15 protein-coding genes are annotated in these 17,425 nt (G+C 71.3%); 3 read left to right on the top strand and 12 right to left on the bottom strand.

Going from position 1 to position 17,425, the window contains the following annotated elements; all coding sequences use genetic code 11:
* Nucleotides 1–69: 69 nt before the first annotated feature.
* Nucleotides 70–819 carry an SDR family oxidoreductase gene (locus FHS29_RS13100; protein WP_184690904.1) on the top strand — a complete coding sequence of 250 codons (750 nt, stop codon included), beginning with the start codon at nucleotides 70–72 and terminating at the stop codon, nucleotides 817–819.
* On the opposite strand, the gene lysX is transcribed toward FHS29_RS13100, so the two are convergent.
* On the bottom strand, nucleotides 803–4,078 hold the full coding sequence (gene lysX / locus FHS29_RS13105; RefSeq protein ID WP_312864901.1) for a bifunctional lysylphosphatidylglycerol synthetase/lysine--tRNA ligase LysX: 3,276 nt from the start codon (nucleotides 4,076–4,078) through the stop codon (nucleotides 803–805). The two genes, FHS29_RS13100 and lysX, sit on opposite strands and share 17 nt — an antisense overlap.
* A gap of 362 nt (nucleotides 4,079–4,440) precedes the next feature.
* Nucleotides 4,441–4,803, bottom strand: coding sequence for a VOC family protein (locus FHS29_RS13110; RefSeq protein ID WP_184690906.1), 363 nt, complete (start codon nucleotides 4,801–4,803; stop codon nucleotides 4,441–4,443).
* 122 nt (nucleotides 4,804–4,925) lie between these two features.
* Here FHS29_RS13110 and panB point away from each other — a divergent pair, with 122 nt between their 5' ends.
* Entirely contained in the window at nucleotides 4,926–5,783 is an 858-nt protein-coding gene (panB, locus tag FHS29_RS13115) for a 3-methyl-2-oxobutanoate hydroxymethyltransferase (protein ID WP_184690907.1), read from the top strand.
* Nucleotides 5,784–5,873: 90 nt separating this feature from the next.
* On the top strand, nucleotides 5,874–6,812 hold the full coding sequence (pip, locus tag FHS29_RS13120; RefSeq protein WP_184690908.1) for a prolyl aminopeptidase: 939 nt from the start codon (nucleotides 5,874–5,876) through the stop codon (nucleotides 6,810–6,812).
* On the opposite strand, the gene FHS29_RS13125 is transcribed toward pip, so the two are convergent.
* From FHS29_RS13125 to FHS29_RS13170, 10 genes are all read right to left on the bottom strand, one after another.
* Nucleotides 6,809–7,564: a helical backbone metal receptor gene (locus FHS29_RS13125; RefSeq protein ID WP_184690909.1), complete on the bottom strand. Its 756-nt coding sequence runs from the start codon at nucleotides 7,562–7,564 to the stop codon at nucleotides 6,809–6,811. The genes pip and FHS29_RS13125 overlap by 4 nt on opposite strands.
* The gene (locus FHS29_RS13130) at nucleotides 7,564–8,976 is read right to left on the bottom strand and encodes an RNB domain-containing ribonuclease (protein WP_184691504.1); all 1,413 of its coding nucleotides are present in this window, start codon (nucleotides 8,974–8,976) and stop codon (nucleotides 7,564–7,566) included. Before FHS29_RS13130 ends, FHS29_RS13125 begins: the two co-directional genes overlap by 1 nt.
* A 46-nt stretch (nucleotides 8,977–9,022) precedes the next feature.
* Nucleotides 9,023–9,208 (bottom strand): hypothetical protein, encoded by a 186-nt coding sequence (locus tag FHS29_RS13135; protein WP_184690910.1) that lies wholly within the window; start codon nucleotides 9,206–9,208, stop codon nucleotides 9,023–9,025.
* A gap of 229 nt (nucleotides 9,209–9,437) precedes the next feature.
* Complete coding sequence (locus tag FHS29_RS13140; protein ID WP_184690911.1) at nucleotides 9,438–9,950, bottom strand: hypothetical protein; 513 nt, start codon at nucleotides 9,948–9,950, stop codon at nucleotides 9,438–9,440.
* A gap of 70 nt (nucleotides 9,951–10,020) precedes the next feature.
* Nucleotides 10,021–11,028, bottom strand: a complete 1,008-nt coding sequence (locus tag FHS29_RS13145; protein WP_184690912.1) for a C40 family peptidase — start codon at nucleotides 11,026–11,028, stop codon at nucleotides 10,021–10,023.
* Nucleotide 11,029: 1 nt separating this feature from the next.
* On the bottom strand, nucleotides 11,030–11,641 hold the full coding sequence (locus tag FHS29_RS13150) for a hypothetical protein (protein ID WP_184690913.1): 612 nt from the start codon (nucleotides 11,639–11,641) through the stop codon (nucleotides 11,030–11,032).
* On the bottom strand, nucleotides 11,641–13,545 hold the full coding sequence (locus FHS29_RS13155; protein ID WP_184690914.1) for a hypothetical protein: 1,905 nt from the start codon (nucleotides 13,543–13,545) through the stop codon (nucleotides 11,641–11,643). Before FHS29_RS13155 ends, FHS29_RS13150 begins: the two co-directional genes overlap by 1 nt.
* On the bottom strand, nucleotides 13,542–16,406 hold the full coding sequence (locus FHS29_RS13160) for an ATP-binding protein (RefSeq protein ID WP_184690915.1): 2,865 nt from the start codon (nucleotides 16,404–16,406) through the stop codon (nucleotides 13,542–13,544). Before FHS29_RS13160 ends, FHS29_RS13155 begins: the two co-directional genes overlap by 4 nt.
* The gene (locus tag FHS29_RS13165) at nucleotides 16,387–16,863 is read right to left on the bottom strand and encodes a hypothetical protein (protein WP_184690916.1); all 477 of its coding nucleotides are present in this window, start codon (nucleotides 16,861–16,863) and stop codon (nucleotides 16,387–16,389) included. Before FHS29_RS13165 ends, FHS29_RS13160 begins: the two co-directional genes overlap by 20 nt.
* A gap of 3 nt (nucleotides 16,864–16,866) precedes the next feature.
* Nucleotides 16,867–17,145, bottom strand: a complete 279-nt coding sequence (locus tag FHS29_RS13170) for a hypothetical protein (RefSeq protein WP_184690917.1) — start codon at nucleotides 17,143–17,145, stop codon at nucleotides 16,867–16,869.
* Nucleotides 17,146–17,425 lie beyond the last annotated feature (280 nt).

The raw sequence follows: 17,425 nt of genomic DNA on the forward strand, positions 1-17,425 counted from the left end.
TGGCCCTGACAGACCTAGGGAAAAGCGGGGCCTCCGGTTCCGCCGCCGCGACCCCACACGCTTGGTGCCATGACATACGACCTCACCAACCGCACTGCCGTGGTCACCGGCGCCGCCAGCGGCATCGGTGCGGAAATCGCCCTGGTGCTCGCCCGCTCGGGTGCCCGGGTCGCCCTGCTGGCCCGGCGGACCGAACGGCTCACCGCACTGGCCGACAGGATCGTCGCCGAAGGTGGACAAGGGTTCGCGGTCACGGCGGACGTGACGAAGGACCTCTCCGACGCCGTCCGAGCCGTCCACGACACCTACGGCCGGGTCGACCTGGTGGTGAACAACGCGGGCGTCATGCTCGCGAACCCCATCGCCGCCGGCCGCACCGACGAGTGGTCGCGGATGATCGACACGAACATCAGCGGCGTGCTCAACGTGATCGACGCGTTCTCCGGCGACCTGATCGAGGCCGCCGGGAGCGGGCCCTCGGACCTGGTCAACATCTCGTCCGTGGGCGCGCACCTGACGTTCCCGAACTTCGCCGTCTACACCGCGACGAAGGCAGCCGTCACCCACCTGTCCGCGAACCTGCGCGCCGAACTCGGCCCGCTGGACGTGCGGGTGACCAACGTCGAACCCGGCTTCACGGAGAGCGAGCTGGCCGAGCACATCGGCAACGCCGCCATCCGCGACGCCGTGGACGGCTGGTTCGACGGTGTCGGCCGGCTGACCTCCGCCGAGGTGGCCGACGTGGTCGGCTACGCCACGAGCCGCGCCAAGCACGTCAACCTGCGGCAGATCATGGTGCTGCCTACTCGGCAGGTCTGACGAACGGGAACAGCACCGTCTGCCGGATGGACGCGCCGGTGAGCATCATCAGCACCCGGTCGACGCCCACGCCGAGTCCCCCGGTGGGCGGCATCCCGTGTTCCAACGCCGCCAGGAAGTCCTCGTCCAGCTCCATCGCCTCGACGTCCCCGCTGGCCGCCTTCGACGACTGCGCCTCCAGCCGCCGCCGCTGCTCCAGCGGGTCGGTCAGCTCCGAGTAGGCCGTGCCGATCTCCGCCCCGAACGCCACCAGGTCCCAGCGTTCGGCCAGGCGGGGGTCGGCGCGGTGCTGCCGGGTCAACGGCGACACCGAGATCGGGAAGTCCGTGTAGAAGGTCGGCCCGACGGTCCGCGGTTCGACCAACTTGTCGTACGCCTCGAGCACGATGTGCCCGTGGTCGGCGTCGTCGTCCGCCGTGATCCCGAACTTCCCCACCAGAGAACGCAGGACCGGCAGCGGTGTGTCGGGCGTGACGGTCTTCCCCAGCGCGTGCGACACGGCCTCGTGCACGGTGACGATCGGCCACTCCCCGGAGACGTCGACCTCTTCGCCGTCCCGCAGAGCGACCTGTTTCCCATGTGCGGCAACGGCTGCGTGCTGCACCAGCTCCCGCATCAGGTGCAGCATGTCCGTGTAGTCGGCGTACGCCTGGTACGCCTCCAACATGGTGAACTCGGGGTTGTGGGTGGCGTCCGCGCCCTCGTTGCGGAAGTTCCGGTTCAGCTCGAACACCCGGTCCACACCCGCCACGCACAGCCGCTTCAGGTACAGCTCGGGCGCGATGCGCAGGTACATGCGCATGTCGTAGGCGTTGATGTGGGTGACGAACGGCCGGGCGTTCGCGCCGCCGTGCACGGACTGCAGCATCGGCGTCTCGACTTCGAGGTACCCGCGGTCGTGCAGGAACTCCCGGATGCCGCGCACCACGTCGCTGCGCACCCGCAGCATCCGCGCCGAATCGGGGTTCACCACCAGGTCCAGGTACCGCCGACGCACCCGCGCCTCCGGGTCGGCGAGGCCCTTCCGCTTGTCCGGCAACGGGTGCAGGCACTTCGCGGTGACCGTCCACTCGTCCGCCAGCACGGACGGCTCACCGCGCCTCGACCGGATCACCTCGCCCCGCACGCCCACGTGGTCGCCGAGGTCGACCCCGGACTTCCAGGACGCCAGGCCGTTGTGCCCCAGGTGTTCCGCGTCGAGCATGAGCTGGATCTCACCGGTCAGGTCACGGATCCGGGCGAAGCAGAGACCACCCAGTTCCCGCAGCGCCACCACCCGCCCGGTCACGGAGACCGTGTCGCCGAAGCGGTCCACCGCGTCGGTCAGCGCGCAGTCACGGGGAAAGCCCGCCGGGTACGGGTCGATGCCCGCCTCGCGCAGCCGGTCCAGCTTGGCGATCCGCACCCGCACCTGCTCGGGCCGCCGCACGGTCTTCGGCTCGGGTTTCGACGCCTCGATGTCGGCCACCGCCGCCGCGAACTCCGTGCCGGTCGTCTCGTGCCGCAGAGCCCGTCCCGAACCGCGCTTGAACAGCGACCGCAGACTCGGCACGAACCCCTCGGCGACACCGGCCGCCATGCTCACCCAGGGCAGGTGCCGGGTGCGGGCGTAGCACAGGAATCGGGGCACCCAGTCGGGGTTGTACTTGGCGTTCGACCGGTACAGCGATTCGAGCTGGAAGAACCGCGACGCCAGGCTCAGCACCGCCCGCCACGCCCGCAGCACCGGCCCCGCGCCGATCTTCCCGCCCTCCTCGAACACCGCACGGAACATCGCGAAGTTCAGCGAGATCCGTTGCACGCCAAGGCGTCGGCCCGCGTCGGCCAGCGACGCGACCATGTACTCGTTGAGCCCGTTCTCCGCCATCCGGTCGCGCCGCATCAGGTCCAGCGACACGCCCCGCCGTCCCCACGGCACGAACGACAACAGCCCGCGCAGCTTCCCGTCGGCGTCGTAGGCCTCCACCATCACGCACCGGCCGTCGGTCGGATCGCCCAGCCGCCCCAACGCCATGGAGAACCCGCGCTCGGTCTCCGCGCCCCGCCACTGCTGCGCCAGGCTCAGGATCGACGCCATCTCCTCCGGCGGGATGTCCGCGTGCCGCCGCACCCGCACGGTGTACCCGGCGCGTTCCACCCGGCTCACCGCCTGCCGCACGGCCCGCCGTTCCGGCCCGGCGAGGCTGAACTCGCGCACGTCCAGCACGGCCTCGTCGCCGATCTCCAACGCCTTCAGTCCCGCCGCCGCGTACACGTGCGCACCGCGCTCGCTCGCGCCCAGCACACCCGGGATCCAGCCGTACCGCCGTGCCTCGGCCAGCCACGCCTGCACGGCCAACGGCCAGGCGTCCTCGTCGCCGACCGGGTCGCCACTGGCCAGCGAGGTGCCCGCGAGCACCCGGTAGGTCAGCGCGGCCCGCCCGTCCTCGGCGAACACCGCGCTCTTGTCCCGGCGGGTGGCGAAGTAGCCCAGCGAGTCCGGCTCGCCGTGCCCGACCAGCAGCCGCCGCACGCCCAGTTCGTCGGAGTAGTCCAGCAGCCGACTCGACCGCTCACCCCGGAAGAACACGTACAGCGAGCCGATCGCGACCAGCGTGCCGCCCAGCCCGAGCACGACGCTCAGCCACTGCGGACCTTCGCCGACGCCGGCCCGGCGCAACGGCAGCACCTCGCCGATGACCTGGTTGGCCGCCCAGACGAGCTTCTCCCCGACGTCGTCCAGCGTGCCCGGGAACACCTCCGCCAGACCCCAGCCGACCAGGCACAGCACCACCATGCCGGTGAGGAAGGCGGCCAGGCCCTGCCGCCACGCACCGGGCGCGAGGCGGGCCGGGAACGCCGGCCGCAACACCCACAGGAAGAGGATGATCGACGAGGTGACGGCGGCGCCGCTGCCGAGCGTCGTCAGGACCGCGGGCCAGTCCAGCTGCTCGTCCGGGCCGAGGAACCGCCCGGGGTCCACCGAGTAGACGAGCAGCACGACCAGCGCCAGCGCCAGGCCCAAGCCCTCGAACAGCAGCAACGCCCACAGCGCGGCCCGTTTGCGCCGCCGCAGGGCCGCGCCGAGCACCACCAGCACCAGGGCGATGAACAGGTTCCCGTCGACCGGCAGGCCCAACCAGTACGAGAGCGCGAAAATGGCCTCGGCGACGTCGGACTCCTCGTCCACGACCAGCAGGACGAGGCAGGCCAGCGCGGCGAGCTGCACGACCGTCGCGACGACCCCCGCCGCCCGCCACTTCCACCGGGGCACCGCCACGTCACACTCCCAGGAGATCTCGCTGTGCGAACCATGGTCGACTCCCTCGCGGGGAGGGTGCACGTCCGCGCCGTCGGAGGTGCCGACGCGCCCGTGGTGGTGCTCGGTCCCGGGCTGGGCGGTGCGTGGTTCGACTGGGACGCCACCGTAACGCTGACGGCCCGGCACGCGCGGGTGATCACGTACGACAGGCGGGGAGCCGGGGAGAGCGGTGGCGACCATGCACGTGGGGGCGTGGGCGCGGCTGCGGCGTGGGCGGTCACCGGGTCGACGCTCACGGCCGGCGCGACCCCGCTCCGCCCGAGCTGGTGCGGGCCGTCTGATGCCCGTCGACCGGCCGGACGCCGTCGCGCCGGCCGCCGTCAAGGCGCTACGCGGCTCCTGAGCAGGCAGAACTCGTTGCCCTCGGGGTCGGTCAGCACGTGCCACGACACGTCGCCCTGACCGATGTCGACCAGCGTCGCACCCAGCGACAGCAGCCGTTCCAGCTCGGCGTCCTGGTCCCGGTCGGTCGGGTTCACGTCGATGTGCAGCCGCAGCTTCTGCCGCTTGGGCTCGTCCACCGGCCCGAGCACGATCGTCGGGTACTCCCCCGGACGGCCGATCTCGACACTGCCGTCGTCCTCGCGGCCCAGCTCCTGGTAGTCGAGCACCGCGCACCAGAACCGGGCGAGCCCCTCCGGGTCGGCGCAGTCCAGGACGAGCTCGGTCAACCGGCAAGCCACGGCTGTGAGGCTACTCGCACACCGCGCACAACCGGGTCCTCCGGTGTCACGCTTGGCGGGTAACCGTGCAACAAGGCCCGGAGACCCGCAACGAAGCGGGCTTCGAGGGAGGACGGTCGACGATGACTTCTGCACCCGAGGTAGCGGCGCCCTACGGCAGCGGGGCCAGTGCCTCCGCTCCCGTCAAGAAGGTGCGCACCCACCACCTGCGCGAGCTGAAGGAACGCGGCGAGCCGTGGCCCATGCTCACCGCCTACGACATGTACACCGCCGAGCTGTTCGACGAGGCGGGCATCCCCGTCCTGCTGGTCGGCGACTCCGCGTCGAACAACGTCTACGGCTACGACACCTCGCTGCCGGTCACCGTGGACGAGCTGATCCCGCTGGTCCGGGGCGTGACCCGGTCGGTGAAGCGGTCCCTCGTGGTGGCCGACCTGCCGTTCGGCTCGTACCAGGTGTCGGTCGAGCAGGCCGTGGCGACGGCCGTGCGGTTCATGAAGGAAGGCCGCGCGCACGCCGTGAAGCTCGAAGGCGGCCGGCACTTCGCGCCGCACATCAGGGCCATCGTGAACGCGGGCATCCCGGTCATGGCGCACATCGGCTTCACCCCGCAGAGCGAGCACCAACTCGGCGGCTACCGGGTGCAGGGGCGCAACGACGCGTTCGACGCCGTGGTGGCCGACGCGCACGCCGTGCAGGAGGCCGGGGCGTTCGCCGTGGTGCTGGAGATGGTGACCGCCGAGGTCGCCAAGCAGATCACGCACGACCTGAGCATCCCGACCGTCGGCATCGGCGCGGGCCCGGACACCGACGCCCAGGTGCTGGTGTGGCAGGACCTGATGGGTCTGCGGCGCGGCAAGGCGCCGAAGTTCGTCAAGCGGTACGCGAACATCGCCGACGTCATGCTGGGCGCGGCGCAGGAGTTCGCCGCCGAGGTCCGCGGGCACCAGTTCCCCGGCCCGGAGCACACGTTCCACTGATCGGTCGACGTCCCGTTGGGGCTGTCGGGCTCGTCCGGCAGCCCCGGCGGGGTGATCATCGGCCGTCCGGCGTGGGGCAGAGTAGGGGTCATGTATCCCGAGATCGAGCCCTACGACCAGGGCCTGCTCGACGTGGGCGACGGCAATCGCGTCTACTGGGAAGTCTGCGGGAACCCCTACGGCAAACCCGTGGTGTTCCTGCACGGCGGTCCGGGCGGCGGCAGCGCCCCCGTCCACCGCAGGCTGTTCGACCCCGCCGTCTACCGGATCGTGCTGCTCGACCAGCGCGGATGCGGCCGTTCCGGTCCGCACGCGAGCGAACCGGGCGCGGACCTGTCGACCAACACCACGTGGCACCTGGTCGCCGATCTGGAGCAGCTGCGCGAGCACCTGGGGATCGAGCGGTGGCAGCTGTTCGGCGGGTCGTGGGGCAGCACCCTGGCCCTGGCCTACGCCCAGACGCACCCGGCGCGGGTCACCGAGATGGTGCTGCGCGGGATCTTCACCCTGCGCGAACGTGAACTGGACTGGTACTACGAGGGCGGGGCCGGGTCGCTGTTCCCGGAGCTGTGGGAGCGGGTCACCGCGCTCGCACCGGCCGGCGACGTGGTCAACACCTACGCGCGGCTGCTCAACCACCCCGACCCGGCGGTGCACGAGGCCGCGGCCGTGGCGTGGAGCGTGTGGGAGGGCTCGACGGTGACGTTGCGGGAACGCCCCGATCTGGTGGCGGCGTTCGCCGAGCCCCGGTACGCGCTGGCGTTCGCCCGGATCGAGAACCACTACTTCGTCAACCGGGGCTGGCTGGACGAAGGGCAGTTGCTGCGGGACGTGGGCAAGCTCGCCGGCATCCCGGCCGTCATCGTGCAGGGCCGCTACGACGTGGCCACCCCCGCCACCACCGCGTGGGAGCTGCACCGGGCGTGGCCGGGGTCGGAACTGGTCATGGTGCCCGACGCGGGGCACTCGTTCGACGAGCCGGGGATCCTGCGCGCCCTGGTGGACGCCACCGACCGCTTCCGCGTCTAGCGCCCGACGTCGCCGAACGCCTGCTCCAACGCCCCCCGTGCCGCCACCAACGACGGCCCGTACCAGGTCAGGTAGCGACCGGAGACGTACACGGGGCGCAGCCGGGGGAAGAACTGCGGACCGTCGTCCGGCGTGAACAGGTACGGCTCGTCCGGCAGCACCACCACATCGGCGTCCACCGACTGCAACTCGTCGTGGTCGGGACGCGGGTACCGCTCGGCGTGGTCCACGTAGACGTTGACCACGCCGAGCCGGTGCAGCACGTCACCGGCGAACGTGTCCCGCCCGATCACCACCCAGGGCTTGCGCCACACCGGGATCACCGCCCGGAACCGAGCGGGCCGGACCTCCCGCCACACCCGTTCGGCCTCGACCAACCAGCCCGGCTCGACGTCCCACGCCGTGCCCAACAACCGGCGCAACGAACCGAGGGCGGCGGGCACGGTCGCCGGGGCGGCCGTCACCCACACCGGGATACCGTTGGCCCGCAAGCGTTCCACGTCCTCCGGCCGGTTCTCCTCGCTGTTCGCGAGCACCAGGTCCGGCGCGAGCTCCAACACCCGGTCGACCTTGGGGTACTTCGACCCACCGACCCGCGTCACGTCCAGGTCGGCCGGGTGCGTGCAGTAGTCCGTGGCGCCCACCAGCACGGCCGGGTCCACCGCCTCCGTCAGCGAGGGAACCAGGCTCACCACCCGCCGGGGCGGACCGGGCAGCGCGACCGGCTCACCCAGGTCGTCGACCGGCAGCATCAGCCGTCGACCTTGACGAACGCGACCTTGCGGCGCTCCGGATCGGCCTCCGTCAACCGGACCCGGACCCGTTCGCCTTCCGGCAGGTCGGCACCCGAGCACCGCCCCATGACCGGTGGCTGCGCGACGAACACGTCGGCCCCGTTGCCCTCGGCCCGCAGCACCACGGCCCCGAACTCCTGCCCGACCCGGTCGGCCAGCACCCAGGCCTCCACCTGGTCCAGGCAGGCCCGGTCCACCTTGCTCGCCAACGTGTCCGAGCCGCCCATCAGACCGGGCAGCAGCGGCAACGCCTGTCGCAGCCAGTCCGGCACGTCCCGCCCGGCCGTGACCGCCAGGCACACCTCCGTGGCGAACCGGTCCACCAGCCGCCGCAGCGGAGCCGTCACGTGCGTGTACGGCGCGGCAAGCCCCGCGTGCGTCGTGACCGGCGGAATCGTGCCGTCGAACGCCGTGTACCCCGCGCCGCGGAGCAGCCGCGTCGCGTCCACGAACAGCGCCAACGACTCAGGCCGCGCCGGGTCGAGCCCCGCCAGCAGCCGAGCAGGCGTGACCCCGTCCGGCCACGGCACACCGAGGGCGTGCGCCGACCGCTTCAAGACGTCCACCGCCCCGTCGTCCGCGTCCGGCAACGTGCGGAGGACACCGACCTCGGCGTCCAGCATGATCCGAGCCGCCGCCATACCCGTCAGCAGCGAGATCTCGGCGTTCCACGAGTCGACGTCCACCCGTGGCCGGACGACCAGCTTCCAGTCGCCGTCACCGTTCGGGACGATCTCCTGCTCCGGCAGCCTCAACTCGACCGCACCGCGTTCGGTGGCCCGTTCCCGACGAAGCCGGCCGAACTCGGACAGGGCCTCCACGGACGGATGCGGGTTGCCGGCGTCGAAGGAGGCCTGAACACTCTCGTAGTCGAACTGCGCCGTGGACCGGACCACGGCCCGCCTGACGCGGACGTCGCGCGGCTCACCATCCGCCCCGCAGTCGAACGTCCACAACACAGCGGGCCGCGTCTGGTCGGGCAACAGGCTCGCCGCACCTTCCGACAACACGGTCGGGTGCAACGGCACGTTCCCATCGGGCAGGTAGAGCGTCTGCCCCCGCTTGCGCACCTCGGTGTCCAACGCCCCACCGGGCACGACGAACACACCGACGTCGGCGATCGCGTAGTGCACCCGGAACCCGCGCCCCACCCGTTCCACGAACAGGGCCTGGTCCAGGTCCTTGGCACCCGGGGGATCGATCGTCACCAACGGCAACGACGTCGCGTCCTCGCGCCCGCCTGCCGCGACATCCCGACCGACCGCCTGCTGCGCCTCCGCCAACGCGGCAGGCGGAAACTCCACGGGCAACCCGAACTCGGACCGAATCCCACCGAAGTCCAGGTCCACCCGCCCGGTACGGATCACCATCGAGGCCACGACTGCACCTTAACCCGCCCTCAACCCGGACCCGGGCCTAACTCTCCTTCCACTTGCGATCAGCCTCGTCCTCGTCCTCGGTCCGCCGACGAGCCAGCTCCAACGCGCGCCGGGCAGTCGCCTCGTCGGGATAAGGCCCCATCCGGTCCCCACCACGACACCCGACCCCCTTCTCGGCCGTCTGGTGAGTCAGGCAGTAGTACCAGGCATTCGGATCACCCATACCCCAAGGCTGACATGCACAGCCCCGCATGTCATGTCCGACACCCACACACCCACGCCACGGCACACGCGCCCGCTCAACACGCGCGCCCTGCGCACACCTCTGCTTTGCAGGGCTCTTGTGGAGATCCTCGGCGGCCGGCCCGTCCGGCGAGGACGCCGTTCAAGCGAGGACACCTTCAAGCGAGGCTCCGTCCGGCAAGAACGCTTTCACGCTCTTCCCGCCGCGTTCACCGCTGCTGGGGCGGCGCCTGCACCGGCAGCGGCCCCGATTGCGGATAGGGCTGCTGCGGCACCGGAAACCCGCGAGCCGGCGTGCTCTGGTTCGCGTTCGCGTATTCGCCCGGGATCGGGTCCAGCACCGACACCAGCACCATCCGCTGCTCGGGGTCGTCGATCCTGGTCCCGGACCGGTCCCGGTACACCAGCTCCCCGTCGGAGTCGATCTCCATGATCGCCCCGACCTCCGCCAACTGCTCCTCGTCCAGGTCCACCAACCGCTCCCGCCGCGACGGCACGACCCGGTACACCGGCCACCCCAGGTGGGCGAACGACCGGTGGAACTCGGCCAGCAGGTGGGTCATCTGCTGCTGCCACGGCAGCGGCATGGCCTCCACCAGGGAACGGGGCAGCACCGCGTACCCCGTGCTCACGCCGGGCGGCAGCGAGGACAGGTAGTCCCGCAGCGGCGTGCTGGACGCGGGCGGTCCGGCGTGGCGCTGGATGGGGTCGGGGGTGAACATCGGTGGTGCCTCCCTCACGCGATCAACCCGCAGGTGATCAACCTGGCACGATCAACGGTCGCCCACCCGGTCACACGCCCGGCCGCACGGCCAGGGGCATCAACTCGTGGTAGTCCCAGTTGATCTTGCTGATCTTCACCACGTCCCCGGTCTGCGGGGCGTGGATGTACTCGTCGTTGCCCAGGTACATGGCCACGTGGTGCACCGTGACCGGCTCGGCCGGGTTGGTCGCCCAGAAGATCAGGTCACCCGCCTTGGCCTCCCGCACGGGGAGGTGCGCACCGCCCGACACGTACTGGTCGTTCGCCACCCGGGGGATCTTCACGCCGGACGCGGCGAACGCCTTGACCAGGATGCCGGAGCAGTCCCACTGGTCCGGGCCGTTGCCGCCCCACAGGTACGGCTCGCCCAACTGCTGCTTGGTGAACTCGATCGCCGTCCCGGCCGCCGAGGACGCCAGCAGGAACTCGCCGGCGCTCTCCCCGCACCCCGCCGGGTCGACCACGTTGCCCAGTTCGCCGATCAGGAACGCCGCCATGGCCTCCCAGTTGTGGTACCGGTCGGGAAACGCCGAGCGCTCCACGGCCTGGGCCGAGTCGCCGGGCCGGCGCTCCTCCCAGTTCGGCACGTTGACCAGCACGTCGTAGAACTTGTTGATCGCGTACACCGGGTCGGTCACCTCGGCGGGCGACCCCCAGCCCATCGACGGGCGCATCTGGAAGATGCCCAGCGAGTCCCGGTCGCCGTAGTCCAGGCTGCGCAGCCCGGACTCGGTCATGCCCGCCTGGATGGCGATCTGCCAGGCCAGCGGCGGCAGCCTGCGCTCCTGGCCGATGGAGATGATCTTGGCGACGGTGCCGCGCTGCTCCTCGTTGAGCCGGCTCGCGTCGTTGCGGCCCTTCTCCTCGCCACCGCCCTCCCACGGGCCGATGGACGCGTTGCAGCCGACGTTGCGGATGCCGACCCCGCCGCTGCCGTCGGCGGGAGTGGTGCCGTTGACCACGGTCGAGACCCCGTTGGTCACGGCAACGGCGACCACGGCGACCACCGCGGCGACCACCAGCGCGATCTTCAGCATCTCAGCCCACCCTGCTGTACTTGTGCACGCGCCAGCCCTCGGGCAGCTTGGCCACGGTCAGCACGAGCTTGCCGGTTTCCAGGTCGGCTTCGAAATCGACCGAATCGGTGGTGGACCTACTCGCCTTGACCGGGCTCTTGATCTCCTTCGGCACGTTCGCCGGGTCCACCGACTGCAACGTCGGCAGCAGCTCGTCCGACGTCCACGGCTTCAACCCGGCCAACCACTTGGCGTTCGTGACGCCCGCCGGGTGGTCGAGCCACGCGTCGATCCAGGACTCGGCGACCAGCTGGGCGTCCGCGCTGACCGCCGCCGACGTGGCGGCGGCCGTGGGACTGGGCGCCTTGGTCGGCAGCGGCGTCGTCGTGCCCGTCGACGGCAGCACACCGACCTGGTTGCCGCTCGACGCGCCCGGCCTGTCCGACGACGAGGCCGTCGTCCCCGGCGTGGCGCTCGACCGCGACCCGACCACGTTGTCCGCGACGACGCCGACCGTCGCGACCAGCGCGATCAGCCCGACGATCGTCGCCACGAGATGCCGGGGCGACCGCAACGGCCAGCCCCACAACCGGCGGTACACCGCCGCACGCCCACGGTTCGTCCTGATCGGCATCAGCTGTCCCTGACCTCAAGCCCGCGCGAAGGCCGGTAGATCACGTGCACCTGCCGCCCCGCGACCACCTCGGTCTCCGCCCGCCGAGGCCCCGGCACCACCGGACCGTCGGCGACCCGCGAGAACCCGTTCGTCACCCGTGAGGGCACCAGCACGGCGTCGTCCAGCCGGTCCCAGTTCCGATCGGCCACCGGCGGCGTGTCCACCACCCGCGACCGCCCGGACGGCAGCGCCGCCGGCCCGCTGTGCCCGCCGGCGGGCAGCGCGGCCACCCCGCCACCGCCGACCCCGCTACCCGCCAACTGCGCCGCCGAACCGACCCGGTCGAGCCGGTGAGCCGTGGCCACCACCGGGTTGGCCGCCTCCGGCCGCACCCGACCACGCCCGCGCTGCGGCACCTCGGTGCCGTCCGGGTCCGTGTCGCGCACGGTGTCCCAAAACTCCTCCTGCGGCGACGGCCCGGTGTCCTTCTTCCTGCGCAGCATCGACATGAGCCCGCCGCGCATGGGCAGCGCGTTGCTCGCCGAGCCCACCGACATCTCGACCATCTGCCACATCCGGCGCATCGGCTTGCCGATCATGAAGCACACCAGCGTCAGCATCAGCCCAAGCAGCGTTCTGGTCAGCAGCGACAGCCCGGTGGCGTTGAAGATCGCCTGCAACAGCAGCGCGTGCGTGCCGGCCAGCACCGCGAGCACCAGCACGTTGAACACCGTCACCGCGACCGCGCGGCCGACCTTGCGCAGCAGGTCGTGGTGCAGCAGCGCGGCCAGGCCGATCAGCGGCCCGGCCAGCGTGAGCACCCGCAGCAGCAGCTGCGCCAGCAGCACGGCGGCCTTCGCGAACAGCTGGAACAGCGAGAACGCCACCGCCTGGAGCAGGGACAGGAACCCGGCGCCGGTGCGCCCGCCCGCCTCGCCGCTGAAGCTGCCCTGGGCGGGGCCGAGCTGCGCGTAGATGTTCTTGTACTCGTTGCGCTTCGCGTTGAGCGCGTTCTGGTCGCCGTCCTTGTGCTCGCCGATCTCCTGCACGGTCCACGCCTGCACGCCCAGCAGCCTGGGGCCGAACTCGGTGGACTGCGGCGCTTCCGGCGAGCCGAACTCGCCGCGCAGCCAGCTCTGGTAGACCACCGAGTCGTGCAGCCGGGACGGCAGCACGTCCAGGCTGTCCTTGCCCTCCTCCACGTCCACGAAACCCGCCTGGATCTCGGCCGTCGTGGTGACCAGGGTGTTGTCCAGCAGGTCGTAGAACTGCGGCAGCGCCAGGGTGGACGTCGCCAGCCACATCGCGGCCAGCGCCCACAGCCCGCGCTTGCTGATCGAGGCGAGGTCCCCCTGCCAGATCTGCCGGAACATCAGCACCGCGAGGATCAGCGCCACCAGGCCGAACCAGCGCAGGTAGACGTTGTCGTAGACCTTCTGCACACCGTCCTTCACCGCCTTGTCCAGCGGCTGGAGCAGCCCCTGGCCGACGACGGTGTAGTGCAGGGCGTTGGTCGCGCCGACGATGTTCTTGCCGATGTTGAACAGCTGGTTGCCCGCCCAGGTGTCCAGCACCGGGGAAGCGTTGGGGACCAGGCACTTCTCCTGGTAGGTGTGCCAGACCATGCCCGCGTACCCGTAGGTCAGGTAGGGCGAGTCCTTCACGCCGTTGCCGATCGGCGGGTCGATCGCGCCGACCATGCCGGCACCCGGCCGTTCCGGGGAGGGGGCCTCGCCACAGGGCGCCGCGTGCGCGGGCGCCGCGCCGATGACGGCCTGCAACCCGAGGATGGCGACCACGACCACCATCGCGCGCCACCGCGACCCGCGGCGGACGCCGGGTTCCGCCTCGGCGCGCCGTCTGAACCGCCGTCGCGCGTAGAGCGCGGCGGCGATCGCCGCCACCAGCAGGAGGGTGCTCATGCCGCACCTTCCCGACCCGGGCGGCGGTTTCCTCCCTCACCGTGGGTCGACTCGACCAGCTCGTCGGCCAGGCCCACTTCCAGGTCGGCCGCGAGCTCGTCGTCGTACTCGTCCGCGTAGCCCTCCGCGTAGGCGAACGGGTCCTGGGGTGGCGAGGAGAGTTCCACCTCGGCCGGTTCCGGGCCGTCGCGCAGGGCGTCGGGGGTGGTGTCCAGGGCGTTGCGCAGGTGCTCCAGGTGGGGACCGGAGAAGTCGATGCGGATGCGTTCCACGCCGCCCGCGCCGTCGCCGAAGATGAACTGCCTCGGCGCGAGGTCGCGTTCGGTGTTGTTGCGCACGCCTCCGGGGCGGCGACCCAGGGACGCCACCACCTGTTCGTAGCCGGCGCCGACCGGCACCTTCAGCAGGCGCAGGGCGTCGGCCTGGGCCTGGTCGTCGTCGAGGCGGCCGACGAAGACCGAGTCGAGCAGGGTGACGAAGCCCTGGATCTTCAGGAAGTCGGCCGGGATCTGGGACGACAGCAGGACGCGGACGTTCCACTTGCGCGAGTCGCGGGCGAAGCGGTTCATCAGGACCCGGCCGGTCGGGACTTCGGACAGGAAGAACGCCTCGTCGATCCACACGCCCTTGCGAAGGTCCTTGGGGCGTTCGTAGATCGAGCGCTGGGTCAGCCACGCCGCGAGGTTGAGCATCTCGACGCCCAGGGCCTCGGCGTCGGTCCAGTGCTCGCGGCCCACGCCGTCCTTGGGCAGGTTGAGGCCCGCCATGGTCAGCACGGTGAGGCGGTCGTCGCGCTGCTCGTTGTACGGGTCGGCGTCCTGTTCCGGGATGAGCAGCGACATCCGCTCGCGCATCTCGTCCAGGAAGTCCGCCACCACGACGGCGTGCTCGTGGTGCTCGGACGCGTCCCGGCGCAACGCCTCGAAGACCTGGCCGGGGTGGGCGTCGGGCCGGCCGCCGACCGTGCGGACCGCGCGCAGCAGCACGATCCGGGTCTGCGGCAGGCGCGCCACCTCGAACGGCAGCAGGCCGCTGAGCACGTCCAGCACCAGCCGCCGGCGGGTGGCCGCGGCCAGGGCGCGTTCGCGGCGCCACGCGCGTTCCGGGTCCTCTTCGTCCATGAAGTGGTCGAGCTGCGGCTCGGCCACCACCCGGTACGGGTTGAGGATGCCGGGCTGGGCGTTGAGCAGGTTGATCGGCCGCGCGTACGGCCGCAGCTCGGGCAGCTCGCACAGCGCCGCCAGCGGGCCGGACGGGTCGAGCAGCGTCCAGTGCGCCCCGGCGCGCAGGGTCTTGTAGACGATGCCGCCGCCGAGGAACGACTTGCCCGCGCCCAGGCCCGCGACCATCGCGGTCAGGCCCGAGGCGTCCCGGAGCTCCTGCGCCATCCACGGATCCCAGGCCACCGGGCGACGGGTGGCCGTCACGGTCTCGCCGAGCAGGATGCCGCGCCGGTCGCCGACCTCGGCGGTCGCCGTGGGCACGGCCGAGGCCGCCCACAGCACCGAGCCGCGCCGCAGGTAGGCCGACGACGACAGCGACTCGCCGGGGATGAACTCGCGGGCGATCGCGTACTGCGCCTCGGGGTGCTCGATGGCGACCTTCGGCTTGTAGAGGTCGAGCAGCGACTGGGCCAGCCGCAGCGCCTCGCGCTCGGTCGGACCGGACACCGCCAGCCGCCACCACGAACGCACCCTGGTGCCCAGCGCGGTGAAGCCCGACGTCATCTCGTCGTCGATCTCCAGCACCCGGGACGCCTGCCGGGCCAGCGACTGCGGCGGCTCCAGCTCGTGCTCGTCGGTGTAGTGCCGGACCTGCGAGCGGACCTTGTTCATCTGCCGCTGGAGTTCGCCGGCGACCTCCTCCGGCCGCCGCACGTAGATCCGCGCCGACCACTCGACCGCCGCCGGGAGCCGGTCCGAGCGCTGCACCCACGGGTCGTCCATCTCGGGGATCTGGAGCCCGTGCATCAGGCCCACGGTCAGCACCGCGACGTGCCGCTTGATGCCCGCGTTCGACCCGGTGCGCCCGCGCACGGTCACCGTCGGCGCGTACGGCTCCTGGTGGAAGTCCGCCGCGTCGGTGAACGAGGCCAGGTCCTCCGGCTCCCACGGCGCACCCGGCACCGCGGGCAGGTTGCGCGGCGCGGGCAGGCCCAGCGAGCACGACCGGTGCATCAGCCAGGACATCTCCTCGGCGGTGACCGGGCGCCCTTCCAGGCCGGCCGAGCCGATCACCTGGTCCAGGTGGTCGACCTCGGACTCGATCGCCACCAGCTCGGCGTCCACCGCGTCCGGGAACACCCTGCGCAGCACGGGCGCGGCCCGTTCCACCGCGCGGTCCATCATGTTCCGGGTCTGCACCTGGACGCCCAGGTAGACCTCTTTCTCCGCCATCGAGCGGCCCATCAGCTGCTGCTGCTCGCCGACCATGTAGTCGTCGAACGACAGCGTCCCCGGCGTGTCCGGCAGCCGGCGCACCGCGTTGTGCACGTGCGCCTCGGCCCACATCCGGATCGGGTACGGCCGGGTGGTCACCCGCAGGTGCATCCAGCGGCCCTGGAGCTCGGCGTACTGGCCCGCGATGGCCGCGATCAGGTCCTGGCGCTGCGAGTCCGAGCGGAACGACCAGCGCTGCGGCGCGAGCTTGTACCAGGCGTAGACCTCCTGGCCGGTGCGCAGCAGGTGGCCGTCGATGGTTCGGGCGGCGATGGACGGGGTATAGCTGGGTACCGCCTGCTCACCCGGCAGGCGGCGCCCCCGCTTGCTGTAGACCTTCCGGTCGTCCCGCGCGGCAGCCGCGTGCTGGGCCACGTGCTGCGCTGCGGAACGTCGGGACCGGTCACGCCGGCGTCCGAACACCGCGATCCTCCTTCTTACGGCGGTCTGCCTGCCTGCGGTGCTGGGACCGGGCGGCGCGCGCCGAGCGCTTCGCCGCCTTGCCCTTGGGACGTTTGCGAGGTCGCTGCCGGCTGACCCGGATCCGGGCGGCGCTGGCCGCGCCGCCGGTGCCCGAGGTCTTCTCGCGCGGGGAGTTCAGCTCGCGCACCCACATCGTCATGACCGACGACAGCGGGCGCTCGTGGCTGATGCGGGTGCAGATGTACCGGGTCAGCGCGACCGTGATCACGAAGCCCCAGCCGGTGTTGATGAAGTCGAACCCGAAGCCGATCTGCCGCTGGAGGGCGGTGACCAGCAGGAACACCACGATGCCGACGCCCCATGCCACGTAGCGCGCACGCCACGGGAAGGTCGCCTTGGGCGGGCCGAGCCAGACGGCGTCGACCCGGTAGACCTCGTCGTCAGTGCGTACCCGCAAGGGTCACCCGCCGGTGAACAGGCCGGCGATCCACTGGCCGATGTTCGCGCCGGCGTTCGTGGTGACGGCAAGTCCGATGATCGCCAACGCGATGATGACGCCGCCCAGGCGGCGCATGACCCCGGCGTTGTCGCCCTTGCCACCGCCCAGCCACAGCAGCAGGACCGCGACGGTGAGCAGCAGCAGGGGTACCAGGTTGTCGAGGATCCACCGGCGCACGCCGCCTGTGCCAAGGGCGGGCTCTGTCTGCTGCGCGAGTGTTACCAGGGTCATGGCGGTCATCTCGTACTCCTGAGTACGCAGGACTTCGCCGGGCGGGCCGAGGGGTGCCCGTCCGGTTGGTGCGCTATCGAGTAGAACACGTCTTCGTCACGAGGTGTATCGGTCGGCTGGCACTGAGTAGATCAAGAACCGTTCCCCTGTAGCTCGATTACGTCTAATCTGACCACAGACATCATGGGTCGGGGGGAGCCGGTGGAGAACCGGAGACGCTGGATTCTCCCCATTGCCGTGACAGTTCACCCAACTGCCAACTCGTTGGTCACGCACTGTGTGCACGACC

It is taken from the genome of Saccharothrix tamanrassetensis (genome assembly GCF_014203665.1).
In the GTDB taxonomy this organism is placed as follows: Bacteria; Actinomycetota; Actinomycetes; order Mycobacteriales; family Pseudonocardiaceae; genus Actinosynnema; species Actinosynnema tamanrassetense.